Source organism: Herminiimonas aquatilis (assembly GCF_042665175.1).
GTDB lineage: Bacteria > Pseudomonadota > Gammaproteobacteria > Burkholderiales > Burkholderiaceae_D > Oxalicibacterium > Oxalicibacterium aquatilis.
Window position 1 is genome coordinate 948,099 of sequence record NZ_JBHTCC010000001.1, and the last position, 21,170, is coordinate 969,268.

Below are 21,170 nucleotides of genomic sequence, written 5' to 3' on the forward strand. Positions count from 1 at the left end.
TCAACCGCCAAACCATGGGCCAAAAATTGCAATCGGCAAACCGAGCAACTTGACGAAAACGACGACGGCAAAAATTGTCATCCCTGTGGCCAGCGCGACACCGTGTATCACCTTGAATTTGGCGCTGGCAAACGCACTGAACAACACGACCGCGAAAATTGCGGCTACCAACCCTGCGCCGCGAATAAGAAAACCAAACAGCAGTACACCAGCCAAAATAAGGATGGTTTCCTTGATGGCAAATCGTTCTAGAGCCTCACCTTCACGAAAGAATGACCGCACCGTGGCAGCCAATCCTATTAATGCGAGCAGACCGCCCAAAATCGTTGGAAAGTAAGCGGGACCCATTTTCCCTGCAGTACCCATAGAGTAGTCACGACCGATAATAATCGCGGCCAGTCCGACGCATAGAAAAATAATCCCGGTCCAGAAATCTTTGGGATGTCGAATAAATGATGGCAAGGTGCTCCCCTTCTCTTGAAACTTGATGATGCGGCCCATGGAATTTCGGGTGCTGCGCACACTGAATTACGATTACTGCAAACGTTGTCCGCCAATAAAATTGACCGGCCCATATTCAAAATGACGAGATGCCTGCGCACCTCGTCATTTATACATCCATCACTTCAACATCTCAAATTGTGATTAATCAGCGTAGACGCCAGCCTTCTTGATGATAGGGCTCCATTTCGCGATTTCTGTTTTCAGGAAAGCACGCAACGCTTCCGGTGTGGCACGCTCTGCAGAGACTGGCTCAGTGCCCAGATCAGAAAAGCGTTGTTTGACGACTGGATCTTTCAAGGCAACTTGCAACGCTGCTTCCACTTTATCGATGACTGGTTTTGGTGTGCCTTTTGGTGCATACAGACCATGCCATACCGCCACTTCAAAGCCAGGCAAACCTGCTTCATTTGCAGTTGGGATATTTGGCAGCGAAGGCACACGTGTCTTGGTCGTCACTGCGTACGCTTTGACTTTACCGCCTTTAATCTGGCTGGTCGTGTTGGTCGTTTGATCGCACATGAAATCAACCTGACCACCGAGCAAATCATTCATGGCAGGACCGGTTCCCTTGTATGGCACAGTGGTCAATTCAGTTTCAATCGCCGACATGAACAACATGCCGCACAAATGGGAGGCCGAACCAACACCGGCATTCGCATAAGTCACCTTGTTTTTATTTGCTTTAACGTATGCAACCAGCTCCTTGAAATCCTTGGCAGGAAAATCGCCACGTGCAATGAATGTCATCGGCACGTCGGTAATCAAACCAATCGGCTCGAAATCGTCAACTGCGTTGTAGCTCAGTTTGCGATACAGCGAAGGCGCAGTCGATTGACCAATGTGATGCAGGAACAAGGTGTAGCCATCCGGAGCGGCTTTGGCAACGCGCGCTGCACCGATCGTGCCACCGGCACCGCCAACATTTTCGACGATCACGGTTTGTTTCAATGATGTTGTCATCGATTGCGCAACCAGACGCGCAACCGTATCTGTCGGTCCACCTGCCGCGAACGGTACGATCATCGTGATGGTTTTGTTTGGATACGGATCTGCTGCATTAGCGAAGGCGCTGGCAAGCAATGCGAGTCCGGCAACCGATTTCAGGAATTTATTCTTCATTTGATTTGTCTCCAGATTTAATCATTATTGGAAAAACGAGGGCTGGGACATAAGCCCTTTCAAGCCAGTGCCTGTGCATCCTATCAAAACCGTAAAAAAAGGGATACCAGAAACATTGCAGGAAAATGGTGTTCAATAAGCAAAGCGCCAAATGCCTATCTTGAATTCAACTCAAGGCTCCTATTTTACTCATCGAACCTTTCACGAGCCTTGCGCGAATAAGACTAAACGATTTTATCTGATAGTCGCAATAAAGTTTGCAAGTCAGCCTGATGCTCAGACGAGTGGAAGGAAAGATGGATCTGATATGGCAGAACGACGCGACAAGAATTTTCAAAAGTACAACATCTAAAAATCCTGCGCACCGAAATAAGAGGAGCCGCGCAAGTAGGGCGGCGGCTTGAGAAAAGGATTAACGCTCGCTCAAGTGCCGTGCTTCGACTTCCTTGGTCGCGGCCATCACAATCGCTTTGCCTACCCTGCCCTCCAGCTGCTTGCGCACCGGCTGCAGGGCCTGACGCCATGCTGCATTTTCCTTTTCGGTCAGAAAGTGCACTGTCACCTTTTTGTTTTTCTTGATTGCCTCCAGCGCCGCATCGTTTTCCTTAGCCGCGAGGTTGTTGCCATAAACGGTAGCCTCGCGCATCGCATCTTCAATCACCTTGCGCAAATCGGAAGGCAAGCTATCCCAGAACTTCTTGTTCACGATGACAGCGTTGCCAAGGTAACCGTGATTCGATACGGTTACATGACTTTGCACTTCATATAATTTTTTTGCGTAGAAATTAACGGGCGAGCTTTCCACTCCATCGACTATCCGACTATGCAAGGCGAAATAAATTTCATTTCCATCCAGCATTTGCGGAATGGCACCCAAGGCCTCCATCTGGTCTTCGAGTACCGGCGAAGAATGGATGCGCATTCTTTGTCCAATAAAATCCGCCGGCATTTTCAATGGCTTGTTCGATGACATGATTTTGAAACCATTGTTCCAATAGGCCAGGCCGATCATGCCTTTGGATTCCAGCTTGCGCAGCATGGATTTTCCTATCGCCCCTTCGGTTACCCGAGAGACGGCGTCTTTATTGGCAAACAGATACGGCAAATCGAAAATTTCAAAATCCTGCACACCAAATTGCGCCAGCTTGGCCAACGAAGGCGCAACCATTTGCACCGCGCCGAGTTGCAGCGCTTCAAGCTCATCCGACTCTTTGTATAGTTGATTATTTGGATAGACATCGACGCGCACACGACGACGGCTGGCCTGCTCGGTCAATTCCTTGAAACGCAATGCCGCCTGCCCTTTCGGAGTATCGCTGGGTGCAACGTGACTGAACTTGATTACAGTCGTCGTTTGCGCAGATACAATTGTGGCGACAAGCGACAACGTCAGACCCAGCACAATCAAATGTATTTTTGTTGCTATTCTCATCGCGCGGTCAGAAGGTTCCAGATTTAATTTTGTTGGTACTATGCGCAGTCGTCCACGTCATCACAAGTGTGGATAACCACATTATCAGCACGGGTAAGCGAAGAGCCCGCCCCAAAATACAGCAGCATTGATCGTCATGCAATACCATGAACGCCCTACCAAAATCTCGCCAGGCGGTTTTATCGCGGCGCGGATTTTATATAAACACTTATGATATCAAACCAATCCCGCTCATCCAGCTTAGGCTTTCCCAGCCGCAAACAAGCCTGGCGCTGGCTCATTCCGTTGCTGCTGGCCCTGCTTTTTTTGACGACGCTAATTTGGCTTCCGCTGCATGAAAAACAACAGGAAGCCAGTGAACGGCAGGAACAACTGATTGCCGACTCATTGTGGGTGGAGCAAACAATACGCTTTCAACTTCAGCGCAACGAAGAGAGCCTGAACCTGATGGCATCGGAAATCATTGCCGGCTACTTGACTGGACCGCGCCTGCAAGAGCGCATGACCAACCTGATCCGCAACAATCATGAGATTCATCGCATCATCGAACTCGATGCAAACGGCAGGTTGATCACATCTACCGATGAAACGCTGATTACGAAAAATGAATTATCCGCGCCGTCGAAACGGGCGGATGAACGTGCCCGCGCCACCAGGACACCGATGTACAGCCAGCCTTCGGCAGATATCAGCGGACCGGTCATGTTCGACTATCACGTACCTTTGTATATCGGCGACAAATACACGGGCAGCGTCGTCGCCAGCTATCTCGCGTCCAGCATTCTGGATGACATGGTGCCGTGGTGGTTTGCACAGGACAATGAAATCGCATTGACTGACATCAACGACGTAATCATTCACAAACGTGCATCCGGCGGCGCCGGTCGCGGTGTCTATACGCACAGACGCGCGCTGAATCTGGCTGGCGTATCTTTAAAACTCAGCACGAATAGCACCAAGAGCGCGCCGAAGTTGTTGCCCAGCTTATTGGTCGATACCGTCATCCTGCTGGCGCTGGGCCTGGCCTGGAGCTTGACCGCACTTTGGCGCGACATCAATCGACGCCTTGCTGCGGAGATGGCTTTACGCGAACAAATTGCTTTTCGTACCGCAATGGAAAATTCCCTGATTACCGGTTTGCGCGCACGCGATCTGGATGGCCGCGTCACCTATGTGAATCCGGCTTTTTCGCAGATGGTCGGGATCGCAGCGGAAGATATCGTCGGACATCTGCCACCCATGCCGTACTGGGCACCAGAAGCCATGGGCGAATATCAACGGCGCTTTTCGCAAGTTGTCGCCGGTACGGTGACGCCACAGGGATTTGAAACCGTTTTCCAGCACGCCAATGGTGAGCGCATCCCGGTCCTAATTTTCGAATCGCCGCTGGTGGACGATACCGGCAAGCAAACCGGCTGGATGGGTTCCATTCTCGACATTTCGGATCGCAAGCGCGTGGAAGACTTGAACCGGCAGCAACAGGAGAAGCTACAGGCCAGTGCCCGCCTGGCGACCATGGGTGAAATCGCGTCTACCCTGGCGCATGAGTTGAACCAACCGCTGGCCGCGATCTCAAGTTACACCGCTGGCGCTCTGAATATCCTGGCGCGCGAACAACCGCGGGTGGCAGAAATCAATATCGACATGCTGACGCATGCACTGGAAAAGGCCAACGCGCAAGCTCAGCGCGCTGGCCAGATTATTCGCAGCGTGCACACCTTCGTGAAAAAACGTGAACCTATGCGCACCGCTATCACTCTTTCGGAATTGATAGAAAGCGTGGCTCCACTCGTCGAGTTGCAGGCGCAAAAATACTTTGTCGCCATCAAAGTCGATATTCCGCCAACCTTACCGACGATTCTGGCCGATCAGGTATTGCTGGAACAAGTCTTGTTGAATCTGACGCGTAATGCGATCGAGTCCATGCAAGGCGTGGCGCCGGAAAAACGCGTGTTGCTGATTGCCGCCAGCGTAGACCCGGCCACACCGCGCAATGTGGTGGTCGCCATCAGCGATCAGGGGCACGGTATTCCGCCGGAAGTGGCGGAACGACTGTATTCGCCATTTTTCTCCACCAAGGCAGACGGCATGGGCATGGGCCTGAGCATTTGCCGCACGGCGATTGAATTTCACGGCGGTACGCTGACGCATGTGGATAATCCGGGGGGTGGCACGATCTTCCGTTTTTCACTACCGGCGTTGCAAAATAAGTTGATCAACACGACAATGCCTGCAGATTGAAGGTGCAGTAATTAACTTTTTGACATTTGCTTGCAAAAAGCCGCAGTAGGGCACTGCAATCGACGTGATCTCCGAACCGAACCATGCAACACAGTTAAAGCGCTACAGGCAGGCTGACAGGACATTCAATGCTGCACATTATTGACGATGAAGAAGTAATCCGCGACTCGCTGATGTGGCTGGCGAAATCACGCGGCATTCCCGCTTCCGCTTACGACAGCGGCAAAGCTTTTCTCACCGCGCTGGACAACATGCCGCGTATCAATCTGCAGGGCCAATGCGTGTTGCTGGATGTACGCATGCCGGACCTCGGCGGTATTGCGCTGTTCGACCTTCTGTCTTCTCGCGGTCTGACACAGGTATTTCCTGTCATTTTTCTGACCGGTCATGGCGATGTGCCAATGGCTGTCGATACGCTCAAGCGTGGTGCTTTCGATTTTTTTGAAAAGCCGTTTAATGACAACAAACTAATGGATCGCGTGCAAGAAGCATTAGCGGCGTCCGAACAAGCTGCCGGCAGCGCCGCGATACACACGCGTTTGTCGGCCTTGTCTGCCCGTGAACGCGAAGTACTGGATTTGATCCTTGAAGGAAAAATGAACAAGGTGATCGCCGACAAGCTGGGTATCAGCATGCGGACGGTGGAAGTACATCGCGCACATATTTTCGACAAAATGAATGTCAAGACGGCAGTCGAACTGGCACGTTTGTTGAAATAAGATTTAGTAAAACTTATCAGCAAGACCATGCGCTGCGTGCGGCGGATGTCCGTCGCATCCTGGAAATTGCTGTGCGCTTCAAGCTGTATTTATTCCGTCACTAGTTCAATCCAGCTTCGGCCTGCGCGCCTTAGCGCATCGCTGCTTGCCTATGTATATCGTCAATATTCTGTTGCCTGATTTCATGCTGATCCTGTTCGGAGCCGTGCTCTTGCGCGTCACTAATTGGGGCCCTGAATTCTGGGCCGGCATGGAAAAAATCATTTACTACGTGTTGTTTCCGGCGCTACTGTTTTACTCCACCGCACGTTCGCCCATTAATTTCAGCGAGACTGGTCAATTCCTGCAAGTTGCCATCGCTGCGTGTGTTACCGGCATCCTGCTAGGCTGGCTCGCCAAGCCTCTGTTTAATCCCGGCCCCATGATTTTCGAATCAGGCGTGCAAACCGCGTTCCGTTTCAACTCTTACATCGCGTTGGCAATTGCCAGCCGACTCGGGGGCGATGTAGGCACCTCGTTGATGGGCCTAGTGATCGGCTTTGCCGTCCCGCTTTGCAATATGGCTGCAGTACACGCGCTGGTGAAAGATAAAGGCGGCCTGTTACTGGAACTGCTTAAAAATCCGCTGTTGATGGCGACCATGAGCGGGGTCACATTCAATCTGCTCGGTTTGCACTTACCCGATATCGCCAGCGCTTTTCTGTCGCGCCTGGGCAATGCGTCGATCGCGCTGGGCCTGATCATGGTCGGTGCCGGTTTGCGCCTGAACGGCTTGCACGCATCCAAAGGAATCGCCACTTACTTCCTGATGGTCAAACTGTTCGCGGTACCTGCCATAACCTACGGCTTGGGTCTGTGGGTAGGCTTGTCGCCTTTGCATTTGCAAATTGTGGTCATGTTTGCTGCGCTGCCGACTGCTTCCAGTGCGTATGTATTGGCCGTGCGCATGGGCGGCAACGGTCCTTTTGTCGCGTTCCTGATTTCGGCAGGCACGCTGATTTCGATGGCGACCTTGCCACTTTGGCTGGCACTGCTACAGTAATGGCAACGGTGTATGCAAAGTCGATGGAACTACGCTTCACCTGTGACATCGTAGTAAGTAGCGCATAGGGATGAAGCCACACAAACGAATCAAGCCCAGCAAACCGATGCGCATGCACCAGACCTTTTATTGAAGCCGTAAATGGCAAATACGAAGACAACGTTAAAGCTCATGCAAAATTTCACCGCCCATCTGCACGAAGAAGCCGGCACCATCGCCTTGGGTGCGGCATTGGCGCGAGCCATGCAGCCAGGACTGACAATTTATCTGCATGGCGATCTGGGTGCAGGGAAAACCGCGCTGACGCGTGCCATGCTGCATGCGCTGGGGTATGCCGGCCATGTAAAAAGTCCGACCTATACGCTAGCCGAGCCGTATGCAATCGATATTGATGGACAGAGCATCAATGTGATCCATTTCGATTTGTACCGGATGGCGAGCGCGGAAGAATTTCTCGATGCGGGCTTCCGCGAATATTTTAATCATCAAACAATTTGCATCATCGAATGGCCGGAAAAAGCCGAAACGGTGTTGCCTCCTCCCGACATCCACGTTTCCCTCAGCGTCGCAGGCGAAGGGCGTGATGTAGAATTACAAGCGTCGTCCGATCAAGGTATTGAATGTCTGAACCGACTGAAATTTGCTCCAAACCTGTAATCGCCAAGGTGCGCCGCACTGTCCTCAAGGCCGGCGGTACGCTGCTGATTTCGCTGCTTTCTCCGTTGCCGGCATTCGCCGCGCAAATTCTAGCCGTACGCGTTTGGCCCGCTGAAGATTACACGCGCGTCACGCTGGAAAACGATACCAATCTGAAGACTTCGCATTTCATCATCAAGAATCCCGAGCGGCTGGTGGTGGATGTCGAGGGTATCGATCTGGGACCAACGCTAAAGAGCCTGGTCGCGAAGATTCAATCCAACGATCCCTATATCAAACAGGTACGCGTCGGCCAGAACCGCCCGAATGTCGTACGCCTCGTGTTCGATCTAAAAGAAGAAATCAATCCGCAGGTATTCACGCTGGCCCCGGTCGGTGAATACAAGCACCGTTTGGTATTCGATCTGTATCCGGTCAATCCGCCGGATCCCATCGCAGCCCTGATCGAAAAAGGCCAGTGGTCGCTGGATGTACCGTCCGATACGATGCCGCCACCGACTGCCGAAGTCACACCACCGTATGTCGAACCGAAGGCAGGTCGCCCACCGCAAGTGACGCGCATGCTGACGATCGCCCTGGACCCCGGTCACGGCGGCGAAGATCCCGGTGCGGTCGGACGTGGCGGCAGCTATGAAAAAAATATTGTGCTGGCGATCGCCAAGCGCTTGAAAGCCAAACTCGAGCAGCATCCGAACATGCGCGTAATGCTGACCCGCGATGGCGATTACTTTGTCCCGCTACATGTCCGTGTACAAAAAGCGCGCAAGGTACAAGCCGATTTGTTCGTATCAATCCATGCGGATGCGTTTGTGCAGCCCACTGCCAACGGTTCGTCAGTATTTATCTTGTCTGAGAAAGGCGCTACCTCAACTGCAGCGCGCTGGCTGGCCAACAAGGAAAATGCGGCCGATCTGATAGGCGGCACTAACATCAAGGATCATGACAAACAATTGGCCAGCGTATTGCTCGATCTTTCCACCACCGCGCAAATCAACGACAGCATGAAACTGGGCAAGGCCGTCTTGAACGAAATCGGCGGCGTCAACCGCCTGCACAAAGGCTCTGTGGAACAAGCTGGATTTGCCGTATTGAAGGCGCCCGATATTCCGAGCATCCTCATTGAGACTGCGTTCATTTCAAATCCAGCGGAAGAAGCCAGGCTGAACGACGATGCCTATCAAGAACGCATGGCAGACGCAGTTACCCAAGGCATCAAGAAGTACTTTGCGAAAAACCCGCCGCTGGCAAAAAGCCGGATGATGTAAATCGAGCAGGCTAAATTAAAAGTGAATCAGAATAAAAAAACGCCGCGAATTTCGCGGCGTTTTTTGTATGCACATTAGGGCATTTTTGGTTTTCTGAAGCGCTGGGTAATTTTCCACAAAGCGCCCAACGCAACGGGAATCGCCGCCGCGCCCACACCTATCAACACAATGGTATTCAAATGATCGCGGATGATAGGGATGTTGCCAAACAGATAGCCACCGACTACCAGTAATGCCACCCACAAAATCGCGCCGGTGACATTGAAAAACTGAAAGCGCACGAAGGTCATCGTCGAGATGCCGGCAACAAACGGTGCAAACGTACGCACGATAGGAAGGAAGCGCGCGAGTATCAGCGTGATACCGCCATGCCTTTCATAAAAGGCATGCGTTTTTTGCAAGGCATCGCGATCCAGCCAGCGGTAGTCATGGGTGAAGACTTTCTCCCCTATGCGCCGCCCTATCCAGTAATTCACCGTATTGCCCAAAATCGCCGCCGCGATCAGCAAACCCAGCAGCAGCCAGAGATTCATCGCGCCGGATGCGCAAAATGCACCGGCGATGAAAAGCAGGGTGTCGCCCGGCAAGAAAGGAAAGATTACCAAACCTGTTTCACAAAAGATAATCGCAAACAGAACCAGATAAATCAGTGCGCCATATTGCGCGATAAAGGTACCGAGATACTTGTCGACATGCAAAATCATGTCGAAAAACTGCATGAAATCCATAATTCTCCTTGGTGGCGGCAGCATGATACACCACTGCATATCCGCAAGTGCGCGCGCCGCTCATGCAAACTGACCATGCAGCAGCGCATCGGTTCACTGCCGCTGGTGGGCTGGCGACGTTATAATCTTGCAGATGCACGCACCCGTTCAACCTGCCCGGCCGATACAGCCCCTCTCCGACCAACTCATTTCGCAAATCGCCGCCGGCGAGGTGGTCGAACGTCCGTCTGCCGTCGTCAAGGAATTGCTGGAAAATGCACTCGACGCTGGCGCAACGCAAATCAGCGTGCGGCTGGAACAAGGCGGCGTCAAGCGCATTGCCATTACCGATAATGGCCGCGGTATCGCACCGGAACAATTGCCGTTGGCTCTGGCGCGCCACGCGACATCGAAAATCAATTCACTGACAGAGCTCGAAAATGTCGCGACGCTGGGTTTCCGCGGCGAAGCACTCGCCTCGATTGCCTCGGTGTCACAATTGACCCTGACCTCCCGCACTGCCGATGCTGTACACGCCTGGGAAATCACGGGCGTACAAAACCTGGATCAAAAAAGCACCGTCGCGCCGTCGTCCGGGGCGCCAGGCACCACCGTCGATGTGCTGGATTTGTATTTCAATACGCCGGCACGCCGCAAATTTTTAAAGACCGAGCAAACCGAATTTGGCCACTGCGCAGAAGTCGTGCGCCGTATCGCGCTGTCGCGTCCAGATGTGTCATTTTCACTGACGCACAACGGCAAGACCATCGACCACTGGGCGATCAACGATATCGCCAAACGCAGTGCGCATATTCTCGGTCATGAATTTTCAGGTGCCCGTCTGCCACTGGAAGAAACAGCCGGTCCCTTGCACTTGCACGGCTTCATCGGCTTGCCGACAGCATCCAAGGCGCGTGGCGATGCGCAGTATTTTTATGTCAACGGGCGTTTCGTACGCGACAAATTATTGATGCATGCAGTACGCTCCGCATATCAGGATGTGCTGCACGGCGATCGTTATCCCTCGTATGTCATCAGCCTGGATCTCGACCCGGCGCTAGTCGATGTGAATGTGCATCCGTCGAAGATCGAAGTGCGCTTCCGCGACAGTCGCGCCGTGCATCAATTTGTTTTTCATGCAGTCAGTCGCGCACTGGCACAAACTTCGGCCACTGCATTCGGCGCCGTCCCATCGCCTACACCGGCACCGTCGGGCGCACTGCCATGGTTGCGCGAGCAACAGCAAACCACATTCGCGCCGCAATTCAATTCTGCCTATGGCGTAGCGCAAACGGCGGCCAACTATGGCGCACTGTTTGCCAACGGCCCAGCCTCAAATGACAGCAACAGCGATGCGCCGATCTTGCAAGCCGCAAATAGCATCAACGCGCAAACCGTGTCGGATGATGAATTCCCTCTGGGTTTCGCACTGGCACAGTTGCATGGCATTTTTATCCTCGCGCAAAATACCAAGGGCTTGGCGCTGGTCGACATGCATGCAGCGCACGAACGCATCTTGTACGAACAGTTGAAGCACGCGCTCGACGAGAACGCGATGCAAGTTCAGCCCTTGCTGATCCCGGTCACCTTCTACGCGGACGGCGTGGAAGTCGGCACAGCGGAGGACAGCAAGGAGATTCTGCTGTCGCTCGGTTTTGACATCGCCGCCTTGTCGCCGACCACACTCGCCGTGCGCGCCGTACCTGCGCTCCTGAAAAATGCCGATGCACAAAGCCTCGCGCGTGATGTGTTGCGCGACGTGCGCGAATACGGTGCATCCCGCGTACTGCTGGAACGCCGCAATGAATTGCTCGGCACGCTGGCTTGCCATACTGCAGTGCGCGCAAATCGCACATTGACCGTGCCGGAAATGAATGCGCTGCTGCGGCAGATGGAAGCGACAGAGAGAGCGGACCAGTGCAATCACGGTCGTCCTACCTGGGTGCAACTCGGCTTGTCGGATCTGGACAAGCTGTTTGAGCGCGGGCGCTGAAGTGACTGCATACGCGACGGCATTCAGTTTCATCGTACTTATTTCGCAATCGACAAGCGCATGACAGCTGCTCTTTCCAAACCGCTGGTGGTTTCCATCATGGGTCCGACTGCATCCGGCAAGACTGCGGCTGCCCTGGCGATCGCCGAACAGATTCCTTCTGAAATCATTTCCGTCGATTCCGCGCTGGTGTATCGCGAGATGAATATCGGCACCGCCAAGCCGACAGATGACGAGCGCGCACGCGCACCGCATCACCTGATCGATATTCTGGATCCGCTGGAGTCCTATTCGGTGATGCAATTCCGCCAGGATGCACTGCGCCTGAGCGCAGAAATCATCGCACGCGGCAAATTGCCGCTGCTGGTAGGTGGCACGATGCTGTACTTCAAGGGCTTGAAAGACGGCCTCGACACCTTGCCGCAGGCCGATGCGGCCCTGCGTGCAGAACTGGATGCAGAAGCCACGCTGATCGGCTCCCCAGCCATGCATGCAAAACTGGAAAAACTGGATCCTGTCACTTTTACACGCTTGAAACCGAATGACTCGCAACGCATACAACGTGCCCTGGAAATCATCGCCCTCACCGGCAAGCCTATGTCGGAATTATTGGCGCTGGCACCTAAAAGCGAATTACCTTTCAACTTGCTACCGATTGCATTGGAGCCATCGGATCGCAGCGTTCTGCATGCACGCATCGCCACACGTTTCGACGCCATGCTCAAGGACGGCGGCTTGATCAATGAAGTCAAAGCGCTACGCGCACGCGGCGACCTGCACCTTGGCTTGCCATCCATGCGTTGTGTCGGCTATCGCCAAAGCTGGGAATATCTGGACGGCGCCTACGGCTTGGCCGAATTACGCGAAAGAGGCATAGTCGCCACACGTCAACTGGCCAAACGACAACTGACGTGGTTACGCAGCATGCCGGAGCGTCACGCCATCGACTGCCTGACACCCGATGTTGCGAACCGCATTTTGCAGAAGATTAGTACTGCCAATAAGTCATAAGTCTGGATAGAAGCCACATCCGCACCACGCCGACACAAGAAGATTATTGCAATTTTCACTAATTAAATTGGCAAAAAAGACGACGGTTTCAAGGGATAAATCACCCTTCCGCGTAATTTCATATTGACTTAGCCTTCCGAAAACGTCATAATTTTCGGCTGTTTGGTGATATAGCTCAGTTGGTTAGAGCACAGCACTCATAATGCTGGGGTCGGTGGTTCAAATCCACCTATCACCACCAAGAACAAGTGGTAGAAGTACAAAACCCGCATCTGGCCTAGGCTGATGCGGGTTTTTTGTTGTTCGAGGGATATCTGCGATCACCAAAAGCAATCAGGACGACGGGTCCTTGCCGCGAGTACGAGAAACACCGGTCAGAATTCCGATGCCCAGCAGAATAACCGAGGCGATCACCACATACAAAATCGCTACGCCCGCAGTGATCAGGGCCCACGCCACACCGCCAAGAAAAATGGCAAAACCTATCAAATAAATCAGGAAAGACATTATTACCTCCGTGGCTTCAACAGAATTGAAGCAAACTCGAACAAAACAGCGCTAATACAGATTCAAATCAATCCATGATCCGGATCTTGCATCTGGGCACCATCTGAACACGCTTATCAAGTTAGCTCCGTACGCTGGGAAACATAAGGCGTACTAATATCCCTCCAATCAATACCGGTCTTTTGCCCTGATTGCAGATTATTCTTCCAGCAGGCTGCGCAACATCCACGCCGTTTTTTCATGGACGTCAAGGCGTTGTGTCAACAAGTCGGCGGTTGGCTCATCGCTGGCCTTGTCCACCACCTCAAACAGCGCGCGCGCAGTGCGAGCAGTCGCCTCGTGTGCATTGACCAGATGGCGAACCATGTCCATTGCTTTTGGCACGCCGTCGATTTCCTTGATGGATGCCAATTTGACGAATTCCTTGTAGGTGCCTGGTGCAGGATAACCCAGGGCGCGGATGCGTTCTGCGATCATATCCAGTGCATTCCATTGTTCCGTGTACTGCGTCATGAACATCGTGTGCAGGCTGGTGAACATCGGTCCCTTGACGTTCCAGTGGAAATTATGGGTCATCAGGTACAGCGTGTAGCTATCGGCCAGCAGACCCGACAGGCCTTGTGCGATTCTGGCGCGATCTTTTTCGGAGATACCAATATCGATTTTCGTAGCCGCCTGCGTTTTTTTCACTACTACTTGAGCTTTTTTCGTTGCCATGTAGATCTCCTAAAAGTTGAATAGCAATGTTACCGCCATTTCTTGCATGATGTGCAATGCAAAAGAAACACGACATGCACCCGATGAAACATGCTGGTCCATAAAATCGCAAATAGGCGGCGTGGTATGATGGCGCTGCAAAAAACCTGTCATTTACATTCGGCACAAGCAGAAGCAAGAACGTATTTTTAGCAGCAAATTATTCATGTAATTTGTACATATTGGTACGTGTTGTATGGTGAGATGGCACGTCAGCATGAAACTGCGGCATCGAGCTCACCTTTCCTTTGTCATCCTGATTACCTATTCACCTGTATCGAATGGAATTCACCATGTGGACACAACGCTTTTTGATTGGCTGTGCTTTTGCTGTCGCTACCATGTCTGCACAAGCATTCGATCGGCCGTTCCCGCCGACGGCGAAGCGCGGTGTGATGACGCCTGCTGTCTTTCCGACGATCATCATCGATAACAAGACGCGCATGCTGACTCCGGGCGCGCGCATTTGGAATCAGGACAACACGATAGAAATGCCGACTGCTCTGCGCGGGAGCGAAATATTTGTGAACTACACAGAAATAGATGGCGGCGAAATAGATCGTGTGTGGATACTGACCGCGGACGAAGCCAAACGGAAACTGCCGAAACCGCTGGAGTCAGCAACTCCTTTTCCCGCACCCGTTTCAAAATTTCAGTAAATCAAACTAGCCAACATTAAGTACGTCATGCAAAAAAAGATATACATCAAGACCTTCGGTTGCCAGATGAACGAGTACGACTCGGACAAGATGGCAGACGTCCTCAACGCTTCCGATGGCTTGATCAAAACCGATACACCAGAAGACGCAGATGTAATCCTGCTCAACACGTGCTCGGTGCGCGAAAAAGCGCAGGAAAAAGTTTTCTCCGATCTGGGCCGCCTGCGTGAACTGAAGTTGCTCAAACCCGATCTGATGATAGGCGTCGGCGGCTGCGTCGCTTCGCAGGAAGGCGACGCCATCGTCAAACGCGCGCCCTATGTGGATCTGGTGTTCGGTCCGCAAACCCTGCACCGCCTGCCAGAAATGTTGAAGCAGCGCCGTTCGACTGGCCGCTCGCAAGTCGATATCAGTTTTCCGGAAATCGAAAAATTCGATCACATGCCGCCAGCCAAGGTAGACGGCGCAACCGCTTTCGTATCAATCATGGAAGGTTGCAGCAAATATTGCAGTTATTGCGTCGTGCCTTACACGCGCGGCGAAGAAGTTTCGCGCAATTTTGACGACGTGCTGGCAGAAGTCGCCGGTCTCGAGGCGCAAGGCGTGAAAGAAATCACGCTGCTCGGGCAAAACGTCAATGCCTATCGCGGCAAGATGAGTCGTGATTCCGCCGATGGCGAGATCGCCGACTTCGCCTTGTTGATTGAATATATCGCCGAGATGGCAGGCATAGAGCGCATACGCTTCGTCACCAGCCATCCAAAAGAATTTACGCAACGTCTGATCGATGTTTACGCCAAAGTACCGAAGCTGGTCGATCATTTATACCTGCCAGCGCAACATGGCTCGGATCGTATTCTGGCAGCCATGAAACGCGGCTACACCGTGCTCGAATACAAATCGATCTTGCGCCGCCTGCGCGAAGTACGGCCTAATATTTCGATCTCGTCCGATTTCATCGTGGGTTTCCCTGGTGAAACCGACGCCGATTTTGAGGCGATGATGAAGTTGATCGACGACGTAGGCTACGACAACAGCTACAGCTTTATTTTCAGCCCACGCCCTGGTACACCAGCAGCCAATCTGGAAGATGACACGCCGCACGAGGTCAAGCTCGAGCGTCTGCAAAAGCTGCAAGCAGTCATCGATCAAAACACCCGTCGTTACAGCGACCAAATGGTCGGTAGCGTGCAGCGCATACTGGTCGAAGGGCCATCGAAGAAAGATGCGAACGAACTGCAAGGCCGCACCGAAAACAATCGCGTCGTCAATTTTTCCACCGGATCGCAAGGTCACCGCCTGATCGGCCAGATGGTTGATGTCAACATCACACAATCGTACGCGTACACCTTGCGCGGCGAAATCATCGTCAAGCAATGATTTTTCTTATTCAACGAACGTAAAACTTACTCAGCCAAAATTGAAAACAAAAACGGTCGCCCAACCCCTGTACTTCACTCCCGAACCGCTCGATAACAAGCGCTTGGCGCATCTGTGCGGCCCCATGGATGAAAACCTGCGACAGATTTCGGCAGCACTAGACGTAACGATTTTCCGGCGCGGCGAAAAATTTATCGTTGGCGGCAGCAATGGCGCGCGTGCGGTCGAAATTCTGGAGCAGTTTTATAAGCAGGCAGACAAGGTCGTGCCGCTGGAAGAAGTGCAACTGGCACTGGTTGAACAGCGCGCAGCGCTGGCAGAGCCGGAGTTGGTGCTGCAAACCAGCAAGAAGACGGCAAGCAAGAAGGTCGTTGAATCCGTCACCGATGCACCTGTGCTGAAAACCCGCCGTCACGATTTGCGCGGCCGCACACCGCATCAGTTGCAGTATCTGAAGTCCATCATGGATCACGACATCACGTTCGGCGTCGGCCCTGCAGGTACCGGCAAGACATATCTGGCCGTCGCCTGCGCCGTCGATGCGCTGGAACGGGATGCAGTCAAGCGCATCATCCTGACGCGTCCGGCAGTTGAAGCCGGCGAACGCCTGGGCTTTTTGCCGGGCGACTTATCGCAAAAGATCGATCCCTATCTGCGCCCTTTGTATGACGCGCTGTATGACTTGCTTGGCTTCGATCGCACGCAAAAAATGTTTGAAAAACAGGCGATTGAAATCGCGCCATTGGCCTATATGCGCGGTCGCACCCTGAACCACGCTTTCGTGATTCTGGATGAAGCGCAAAACACCACGCCTGAACAGATGAAAATGTTTTTGACGCGCATCGGTTTCGGCAGCAAGGCCGTCATCACCGGCGACATTACTCAAATTGATTTGCAGCAAAATCAAAAAAGCGGGCTGGTAGAAGCCATCGATGTACTCAGCGAAGTGCGCGGACTGGCCTTCACCCGCTTCAGCAGCGCCGACGTGGTACGACACCCACTGGTCGCCCGCATCGTCGACGCCTACGATGACGCCAGGCAACCCAAGAAACGCAGTCCCCGTCCTCCCTCCAAAACAGTCGCCAAACATGCAGCAAAATAAACTTTCATTGTCCGTGCAATATCCGGACACGCGTGTACAGGAAACATTAACTCGTCCGCTGTTGCGGCGCTGGGTCAAGGCGGCGCTACTGGCACCGGCACAAATCACCTTGCGCTTCGTCAACGCCGAAGAGGGGCAAAGTTTGAACCGCAGTTTTCGCGGCAAGGACTATGCGACGAATGTATTGACCTTTTCGTATAACGAGGGCGAGGCAGAACCGCTGGCTGACAACGACGTGACGCAGGCCGACATCATCCTGTGCACCGATGTCTTGCAACGCGAGGCGGCGGAACAGAATAAATCGCTGGAATTCCACGCCGCGCATCTGGTCATCCACGGCGTGCTGCATGCGCAGGGTTACGACCACGAGTCGGATGAGGAAGCCGAGGAAATGGAAACGCTGGAAATTGAAATGCTGGCATCACTAGGCTTTCCCAATCCCTATATCGAATCATGAATCCGTGCGCAGATAGCGGATCGGTTAGATTAAAAACCGAATTGAGATCGTGCACTTTTTTGGAATCGGGAATATTTGTTGTATCCTGAACCCTGTTGAAACCACCACCCGCAACGGCTTTTTGCCTTATGCAAGACATTCCCCCCCAAGAAAAATCCGGCGATGCCAAACCGCATCGTTCGTTATTCGAACGCCTGACCGCACTGATCGCTCCAGAACCGGAGAGCCGCGCCGAGCTGCTGACCATCCTGCAGGATGCCCACGAACGCAATCTGATCGATGCCGATGCCTTGGCCATGATCGAAGGCGTTTTTCAGGTTTCCGAATTATCGGCACGCGACATCATGGTGCCGCGCTCCCAGATGGAGGTCGTCGATATCACCCGGCCGATCGCTGAATGGATGCCTATGGTGCTGGAAACAGCGCACTCGCGCTTCCCTGCGGTCGAAGGTGAACGCGACAATGTAGTCGGCATTTTGATGGCCAAGGATTTGTTGCGTTACTACGCGGAAGAATCCTTTGATGTGCGCCAGATGCTGCGCAGCGCCGTCTTCATTCCGGAATCCAAACGCCTTAACGTGCTGCTTAGCGAGTTCCGTGCAAAGCACAATCATATGGCCGTGGTAGTCGATGAATACGGCGGCGTAGCAGGCTTGATCACGATCGAAGATGTGCTGGAACAAATCGTTGGTGACATCGAAGACGAATATGATTTCGATGAAGAGGAAGACAACATCCTCGCCATCAAGGCAGGTGAGTACGGCCCGCGCTGGCGCGTCAAGGCATTGACAGAAATCACGCAATTCAATGAAGAACTCGGCACGACACTCTTTAGCCAGGATGTCGATACGCTAGGCGGCTTTGTTACCGATCACCTGGCGCGCATGCCGCACAAGGGCGAGATCGTCGATATAGACGGTCTGCGATTTGAAGTCCTGCGTGCAGATGCCCGCCAGATTCACGTCTTGCTGGTGGAAAAGCTGCCGGCTTCCGCAGTTGACGAAACGCTTGATAGCTAAGCCAAGGACACGCGTGATATTCCCTCTTTTGGTTCCTGCCTGCTGATGCGCGTCAGCTCTCTTTTTTCCTTTCGCTTTACCGCTACGCAGGCGGCCGCAATTGCCTTGTTTTCCGGTGCGTTGAATGTATTGGCATTTGCGCCATTTGGCTGGTGGCCGCTACAAATCATCACGTTCGCGCTGCTGTTTCATTTGATACTGCAAGCCCCGTCCATCAAGTCCGCCACATTAACCGGCTGGGCTTATGGTTTCGGCTGGTCGGTATGCGGCGTGTACTGGCTCTACATCAGCATGCATCAATACGGTGGCATGCCCGCAGCAATGGCTGCTCTGGCGGTCGCGCTATTAGCGATGTTGCTGGGAGCATTTTCTGCTGCCGCTGCGGGTGCTGGCGCGTGGTTTCAACACCGCAGGCAAGCACCCGCAGCCGTATTGTTGTTGCTGGTTTTTCCTTCAGTATGGCTGCTGTCCGAATGGTTGCGTGGCTGGGTATTGACCGGATTTCCATGGGTCGCCTCCGGCTATGCGCACACTGGCAGCCCGCTCGCCGGTTACGCGCCACTGATAGGTGTGTACGGTGTGGGCTGGCTGGCTGCAGTATTGGCTGCCGGCCTGATCTTGTCGACCACAAAACGAGCTGCCTTGAGTTTGATCGTCGTCATACTCGTCAGCGGTTTGGGTTTGAAATCGGTCAACTGGACGATCCCGCAGGGCGAACCCATCTCAGTGCGTTTGTTGCAAGGCAATGTGCCGCAGGAAATCAAGTTCGACGCTCAACAAACAAATGTCACGCTCACGCTTTACGAAGATATGATCCGTGCTGCGCCGGCAGATTTGATTGCCACGCCGGAAACTGCTTTTCCTCTTTTGGCACATCAATTGCCTGCAGACTACTTACCGCGACTGGCCGAATTTGCGACCGCATCCAACAGTCACTTGGCAATCGGGATCGCGGTCAGCGACGGCCCGCAGCAATATGCAAATAGCGTGATCGGCATCGCGCCGGCAGCAGCTAATCGCACGCCACCAAAATTATACCGCTACGACAAACATCATCTGGTGCCATTCGGCGAATTCATTCCATTCGGCTTTCGCTGGTTTGTCGACATGATGCATATCCCGCTAGGCGACTTCACGCGCGGCGCACCATTACAGGAACCGTTCTCCGTCAAGGATCAATGGGTCTTGCCCAACATTTGCTACGAAGATTTGTTCGGTGAAGAAATTGCGGGCCAGTTACGCTCCGCCGATGCCCATGGCAAACCGGTGGCAACCATGCTGCTGAACGTTTCCAACATTGCCTGGTTTGGCGACTCGATCGCCTTGCCGCAACATCTGCAGATATCGCAAATGCGCGCGATCGAAACCGGACGCACGATGTTGCGCTCCACGAATACAGGCACCACCGCAGTCATAGACCCAAGCGGGAAAGTCATTGCGCAACTCAAACCTTTTGAGCGCGGCGTCTTGACTGCATCGGCCCAAGGTTACAGCGGCATCACACCTTATGTTTTCATCGGCAATACCTTCATCGTATTGCTGGCGTTTGCACTGCTGATCGCCGCTTGGCGTTGTACACGCAGAAACCCTAATTCGCTCTAAAACCCGGTAAAATCTGGGGTTTCGGCAAACCTGCCCTTACCCGCACCGGGTAATGCAAAAATTCAAACAAGATGCTCACATTTCAACAAATCATTCTCACGCTGCAAAAGTACTGGGACGCGCAAGGTTGCGCGCTGCTGCAACCCTACGATATGGAAGTCGGCGCTGGCACCTCGCACACTGCGACCTTCCTGCGTGCGATCGGCCCGGAGCCATGGAAAGCCGCCTACGTACAGCCGTCGCGTCGCCCGAAAGATGGCCGCTATGGCGAGAACCCGAATCGCTTGCAGCACTATTATCAATTCCAAGTCGTATTGAAACCTGCACCAGCGAATATTCTTGAGTTGTATCTGGGCTCGCTGGAAGCACTGGGCTTCGACCTCAAGCAAAACGATATTCGCTTCGTGGAAGACGACTGGGAAAACCCCACCCTGGGCGCATGGGGCCTGGGCTGGGAAGTCTGGCTCAACGGCATGGAAGTCACGCAGTTCACTTACTTCCAGCAAGTCGGCGGCATCAATTGCAAACCGATCACAGGCGAAATCACTTACGGTCTGGAACGTCTTGCGATGTATCTGCAAGGCGTAGATAACGTCTACGATTTGAAATGGACAGAAGGCTTGTCTTACGGCGACGTCTACAAGCAAAATGAAATTGAACAATCGACTTACAACTTCGAACATAGCGATGCCGATTTCCTGTTCGTCGCTTTCACCGCGCATGAAAAACAAGCGCTCAATCTGATTGAAAACAAATTGGCACTACCTGCTTACGAACAGGTATTGAAGGCTGCGCACACATTCAACTTGCTGGATGCGCGCGGCGCGATTTCCGTCACTGAACGTGCCGCTTATATTGGCCGTATCCGTAATCTGGCGCGCAGCGTCGCCAAGAGCTATTTTGACAGCCGCGCCCGCCTCGGTTTCCCTATGGCCAAACCCGAACACGCCGCCGAAGTGCTGGCTCAAATCGAAAAAGAAGCGGCATAAACATGAGCA

21 protein-coding genes and 1 tRNA gene are annotated in these 21,170 nt (G+C 53.1%); 16 read left to right on the forward strand and 6 right to left on the reverse strand.

Annotation, left to right across the window (positions count from 1 at the left end; genetic code table 11):
• The 3 genes from ACFQO0_RS04330 to ACFQO0_RS04340 all read right to left on the reverse strand — a co-directional run bounded on the left by ACFQO0_RS04330 (position 1) and on the right by ACFQO0_RS04340 (position 3,055).
• Positions 1-501, reverse strand: a complete 501-nt coding sequence (locus tag ACFQO0_RS04330; RefSeq protein ID WP_382232800.1) for a tripartite tricarboxylate transporter TctB family protein — start codon at positions 499-501, stop codon at positions 1-3.
• 144 nt (positions 502-645) lie between these two features.
• A complete protein-coding gene (locus tag ACFQO0_RS04335) occupies positions 646-1,623 on the reverse strand; it encodes a tripartite tricarboxylate transporter substrate binding protein BugD (RefSeq protein WP_382232801.1) in 978 nt (325 codons plus the stop codon).
• A 412-nt stretch (positions 1,624-2,035) separates the two neighbouring features.
• Positions 2,036-3,055, reverse strand: coding sequence for a DctP family TRAP transporter solute-binding subunit (locus ACFQO0_RS04340; RefSeq protein ID WP_382232802.1), 1,020 nt, complete (start codon positions 3,053-3,055; stop codon positions 2,036-2,038).
• Positions 3,056-3,201: 146 nt separating this feature from the next.
• On the opposite strand from ACFQO0_RS04340, the gene ACFQO0_RS04345 reads away from it, so the two are divergent.
• The 6 genes from ACFQO0_RS04345 (at position 3,202) to ACFQO0_RS04370 (ending at position 8,979) form a co-directional block, all read left to right on the forward strand.
• The gene (locus ACFQO0_RS04345) at positions 3,202-3,393 is read left to right on the forward strand and encodes a hypothetical protein (RefSeq protein WP_382232803.1); all 192 of its coding nucleotides are present in this window, start codon (positions 3,202-3,204) and stop codon (positions 3,391-3,393) included.
• Positions 3,362-5,296 (forward strand): sensor histidine kinase, encoded by a 1,935-nt coding sequence (locus ACFQO0_RS04350; protein ID WP_382232804.1) that lies wholly within the window; start codon positions 3,362-3,364, stop codon positions 5,294-5,296. Before ACFQO0_RS04345 ends, ACFQO0_RS04350 begins: the two co-directional genes overlap by 32 nt.
• Positions 5,297-5,424: 128 nt before the next feature.
• The gene (locus tag ACFQO0_RS04355; protein ID WP_382232805.1) at positions 5,425-6,015 is read left to right on the forward strand and encodes a response regulator transcription factor; all 591 of its coding nucleotides are present in this window, start codon (positions 5,425-5,427) and stop codon (positions 6,013-6,015) included.
• Between the two features lie 151 nt (positions 6,016-6,166).
• Positions 6,167-7,057 (forward strand): AEC family transporter, encoded by an 891-nt coding sequence (locus tag ACFQO0_RS04360; protein ID WP_382232806.1) that lies wholly within the window; start codon positions 6,167-6,169, stop codon positions 7,055-7,057.
• Between the two features lie 171 nt (positions 7,058-7,228).
• Positions 7,229-7,714 (forward strand): tRNA (adenosine(37)-N6)-threonylcarbamoyltransferase complex ATPase subunit type 1 TsaE, encoded by a 486-nt coding sequence (gene tsaE / locus ACFQO0_RS04365; RefSeq protein ID WP_382232807.1) that lies wholly within the window; start codon positions 7,229-7,231, stop codon positions 7,712-7,714.
• The gene (locus ACFQO0_RS04370; protein ID WP_382232808.1) at positions 7,678-8,979 is read left to right on the forward strand and encodes an N-acetylmuramoyl-L-alanine amidase; all 1,302 of its coding nucleotides are present in this window, start codon (positions 7,678-7,680) and stop codon (positions 8,977-8,979) included. The genes tsaE and ACFQO0_RS04370 overlap by 37 nt, the downstream gene beginning before the upstream one ends.
• A gap of 74 nt (positions 8,980-9,053) precedes the next feature.
• Here the strand turns inward: ACFQO0_RS04370 and ACFQO0_RS04375 are convergent, their stop codons facing one another.
• The gene (locus tag ACFQO0_RS04375) at positions 9,054-9,707 is read right to left on the reverse strand and encodes a VTT domain-containing protein (protein ID WP_382232809.1); all 654 of its coding nucleotides are present in this window, start codon (positions 9,705-9,707) and stop codon (positions 9,054-9,056) included.
• Positions 9,708-9,840: 133 nt separating this feature from the next.
• Between ACFQO0_RS04375 and mutL the strand changes: the two genes are divergently transcribed.
• The 3 genes from mutL to ACFQO0_RS04390 all read left to right on the forward strand — a co-directional run bounded on the left by mutL (position 9,841) and on the right by ACFQO0_RS04390 (position 12,931).
• Complete coding sequence (gene mutL, locus ACFQO0_RS04380; RefSeq protein ID WP_382232810.1) at positions 9,841-11,679, forward strand: DNA mismatch repair endonuclease MutL; 1,839 nt, start codon at positions 9,841-9,843, stop codon at positions 11,677-11,679.
• Positions 11,680-11,739: 60 nt separating this feature from the next.
• A complete protein-coding gene (gene miaA, locus ACFQO0_RS04385) occupies positions 11,740-12,690 on the forward strand; it encodes a tRNA (adenosine(37)-N6)-dimethylallyltransferase MiaA (protein ID WP_382232811.1) in 951 nt (316 codons plus the stop codon).
• A gap of 164 nt (positions 12,691-12,854) precedes the next feature.
• A tRNA-Met gene (locus ACFQO0_RS04390) sits at positions 12,855-12,931 on the forward strand.
• A gap of 92 nt (positions 12,932-13,023) precedes the next feature.
• On the opposite strand, the gene ACFQO0_RS04395 is transcribed toward ACFQO0_RS04390, so the two are convergent.
• Together ACFQO0_RS04395 and ACFQO0_RS04400 are read right to left on the reverse strand one after the other, a co-directional pair.
• The gene (locus ACFQO0_RS04395; protein WP_382232812.1) at positions 13,024-13,197 is read right to left on the reverse strand and encodes a hypothetical protein; all 174 of its coding nucleotides are present in this window, start codon (positions 13,195-13,197) and stop codon (positions 13,024-13,026) included.
• A 198-nt stretch (positions 13,198-13,395) separates the two neighbouring features.
• On the reverse strand, positions 13,396-13,914 hold the full coding sequence (locus ACFQO0_RS04400) for a Dps family protein (protein ID WP_382232813.1): 519 nt from the start codon (positions 13,912-13,914) through the stop codon (positions 13,396-13,398).
• A gap of 320 nt (positions 13,915-14,234) precedes the next feature.
• Between ACFQO0_RS04400 and ACFQO0_RS04405 the strand changes: the two genes are divergently transcribed.
• From ACFQO0_RS04405 to glyQ, 7 genes are all read left to right on the forward strand, one after another.
• Entirely contained in the window at positions 14,235-14,612 is a 378-nt protein-coding gene (locus ACFQO0_RS04405; RefSeq protein WP_382232814.1) for a hypothetical protein, read from the forward strand.
• Between the two features lie 27 nt (positions 14,613-14,639).
• Complete coding sequence (miaB, locus tag ACFQO0_RS04410) at positions 14,640-15,992, forward strand: tRNA (N6-isopentenyl adenosine(37)-C2)-methylthiotransferase MiaB (protein ID WP_382232815.1); 1,353 nt, start codon at positions 14,640-14,642, stop codon at positions 15,990-15,992.
• 40 nt (positions 15,993-16,032) lie between these two features.
• On the forward strand, positions 16,033-17,094 hold the full coding sequence (locus ACFQO0_RS04415; RefSeq protein ID WP_382232816.1) for a PhoH family protein: 1,062 nt from the start codon (positions 16,033-16,035) through the stop codon (positions 17,092-17,094).
• Entirely contained in the window at positions 17,081-17,551 is a 471-nt protein-coding gene (gene ybeY / locus ACFQO0_RS04420; protein WP_382232817.1) for an rRNA maturation RNase YbeY, read from the forward strand. The genes ACFQO0_RS04415 and ybeY overlap by 14 nt, the downstream gene beginning before the upstream one ends.
• Before the next feature lie 128 nt (positions 17,552-17,679).
• A complete protein-coding gene (locus ACFQO0_RS04425) occupies positions 17,680-18,570 on the forward strand; it encodes an HlyC/CorC family transporter (RefSeq protein ID WP_382232818.1) in 891 nt (296 codons plus the stop codon).
• 45 nt (positions 18,571-18,615) lie between these two features.
• Positions 18,616-20,172, forward strand: a complete 1,557-nt coding sequence (lnt, locus tag ACFQO0_RS04430) for an apolipoprotein N-acyltransferase (RefSeq protein WP_382232819.1) — start codon at positions 18,616-18,618, stop codon at positions 20,170-20,172.
• 71 nt (positions 20,173-20,243) lie between these two features.
• Entirely contained in the window at positions 20,244-21,161 is a 918-nt protein-coding gene (gene glyQ, locus ACFQO0_RS04435) for a glycine--tRNA ligase subunit alpha (protein ID WP_382232820.1), read from the forward strand.
• Positions 21,162-21,170 lie beyond the last annotated feature (9 nt).

Bases quoted from the DNA above. Each gene is read 5' to 3' on its own strand.
- ACFQO0_RS04340 (WP_382232802.1), bottom strand. From the start codon at position 3,055: ATGAGAATAGCAACAAAAATACATTTGATTGTGCTGGGTCTGACGTTG.
- ACFQO0_RS04370 (WP_382232808.1), top strand. From the start codon at position 7,678: ATGTCTGAACCGACTGAAATTTGCTCCAAACCTGTAATCGCCAAGGTG.
- miaB (WP_382232815.1), top strand. From the start codon at position 14,640: ATGCAAAAAAAGATATACATCAAGACCTTCGGTTGCCAGATGAACGAG.
- glyQ (WP_382232820.1), top strand. From the start codon at position 20,244: ATGCTCACATTTCAACAAATCATTCTCACGCTGCAAAAGTACTGGGAC.
- lnt (WP_382232819.1), top strand. From the start codon at position 18,616: ATGCGCGTCAGCTCTCTTTTTTCCTTTCGCTTTACCGCTACGCAGGCG.
- ACFQO0_RS04330 (WP_382232800.1), bottom strand. From the start codon at position 501: ATGGGCCGCATCATCAAGTTTCAAGAGAAGGGGAGCACCTTGCCATCA.
- ACFQO0_RS04395 (WP_382232812.1), bottom strand. From the start codon at position 13,197: ATGTCTTTCCTGATTTATTTGATAGGTTTTGCCATTTTTCTTGGCGGT.
- ACFQO0_RS04405 (WP_382232814.1), top strand. From the start codon at position 14,235: ATGGAATTCACCATGTGGACACAACGCTTTTTGATTGGCTGTGCTTTT.
- miaA (WP_382232811.1), top strand. From the start codon at position 11,740: ATGACAGCTGCTCTTTCCAAACCGCTGGTGGTTTCCATCATGGGTCCG.
- ACFQO0_RS04335 (WP_382232801.1), bottom strand. From the start codon at position 1,623: ATGAAGAATAAATTCCTGAAATCGGTTGCCGGACTCGCATTGCTTGCC.
- ACFQO0_RS04400 (WP_382232813.1), bottom strand. From the start codon at position 13,914: ATGGCAACGAAAAAAGCTCAAGTAGTAGTGAAAAAAACGCAGGCGGCT.
- ACFQO0_RS04375 (WP_382232809.1), bottom strand. From the start codon at position 9,707: ATGGATTTCATGCAGTTTTTCGACATGATTTTGCATGTCGACAAGTAT.
- ACFQO0_RS04425 (WP_382232818.1), top strand. From the start codon at position 17,680: ATGCAAGACATTCCCCCCCAAGAAAAATCCGGCGATGCCAAACCGCAT.
- mutL (WP_382232810.1), top strand. From the start codon at position 9,841: ATGCACGCACCCGTTCAACCTGCCCGGCCGATACAGCCCCTCTCCGAC.
- ACFQO0_RS04360 (WP_382232806.1), top strand. From the start codon at position 6,167: ATGTATATCGTCAATATTCTGTTGCCTGATTTCATGCTGATCCTGTTC.
- ACFQO0_RS04345 (WP_382232803.1), top strand. From the start codon at position 3,202: ATGAACGCCCTACCAAAATCTCGCCAGGCGGTTTTATCGCGGCGCGGA.
- tsaE (WP_382232807.1), top strand. From the start codon at position 7,229: ATGCAAAATTTCACCGCCCATCTGCACGAAGAAGCCGGCACCATCGCC.
- ACFQO0_RS04355 (WP_382232805.1), top strand. From the start codon at position 5,425: ATGCTGCACATTATTGACGATGAAGAAGTAATCCGCGACTCGCTGATG.
- ybeY (WP_382232817.1), top strand. From the start codon at position 17,081: ATGCAGCAAAATAAACTTTCATTGTCCGTGCAATATCCGGACACGCGT.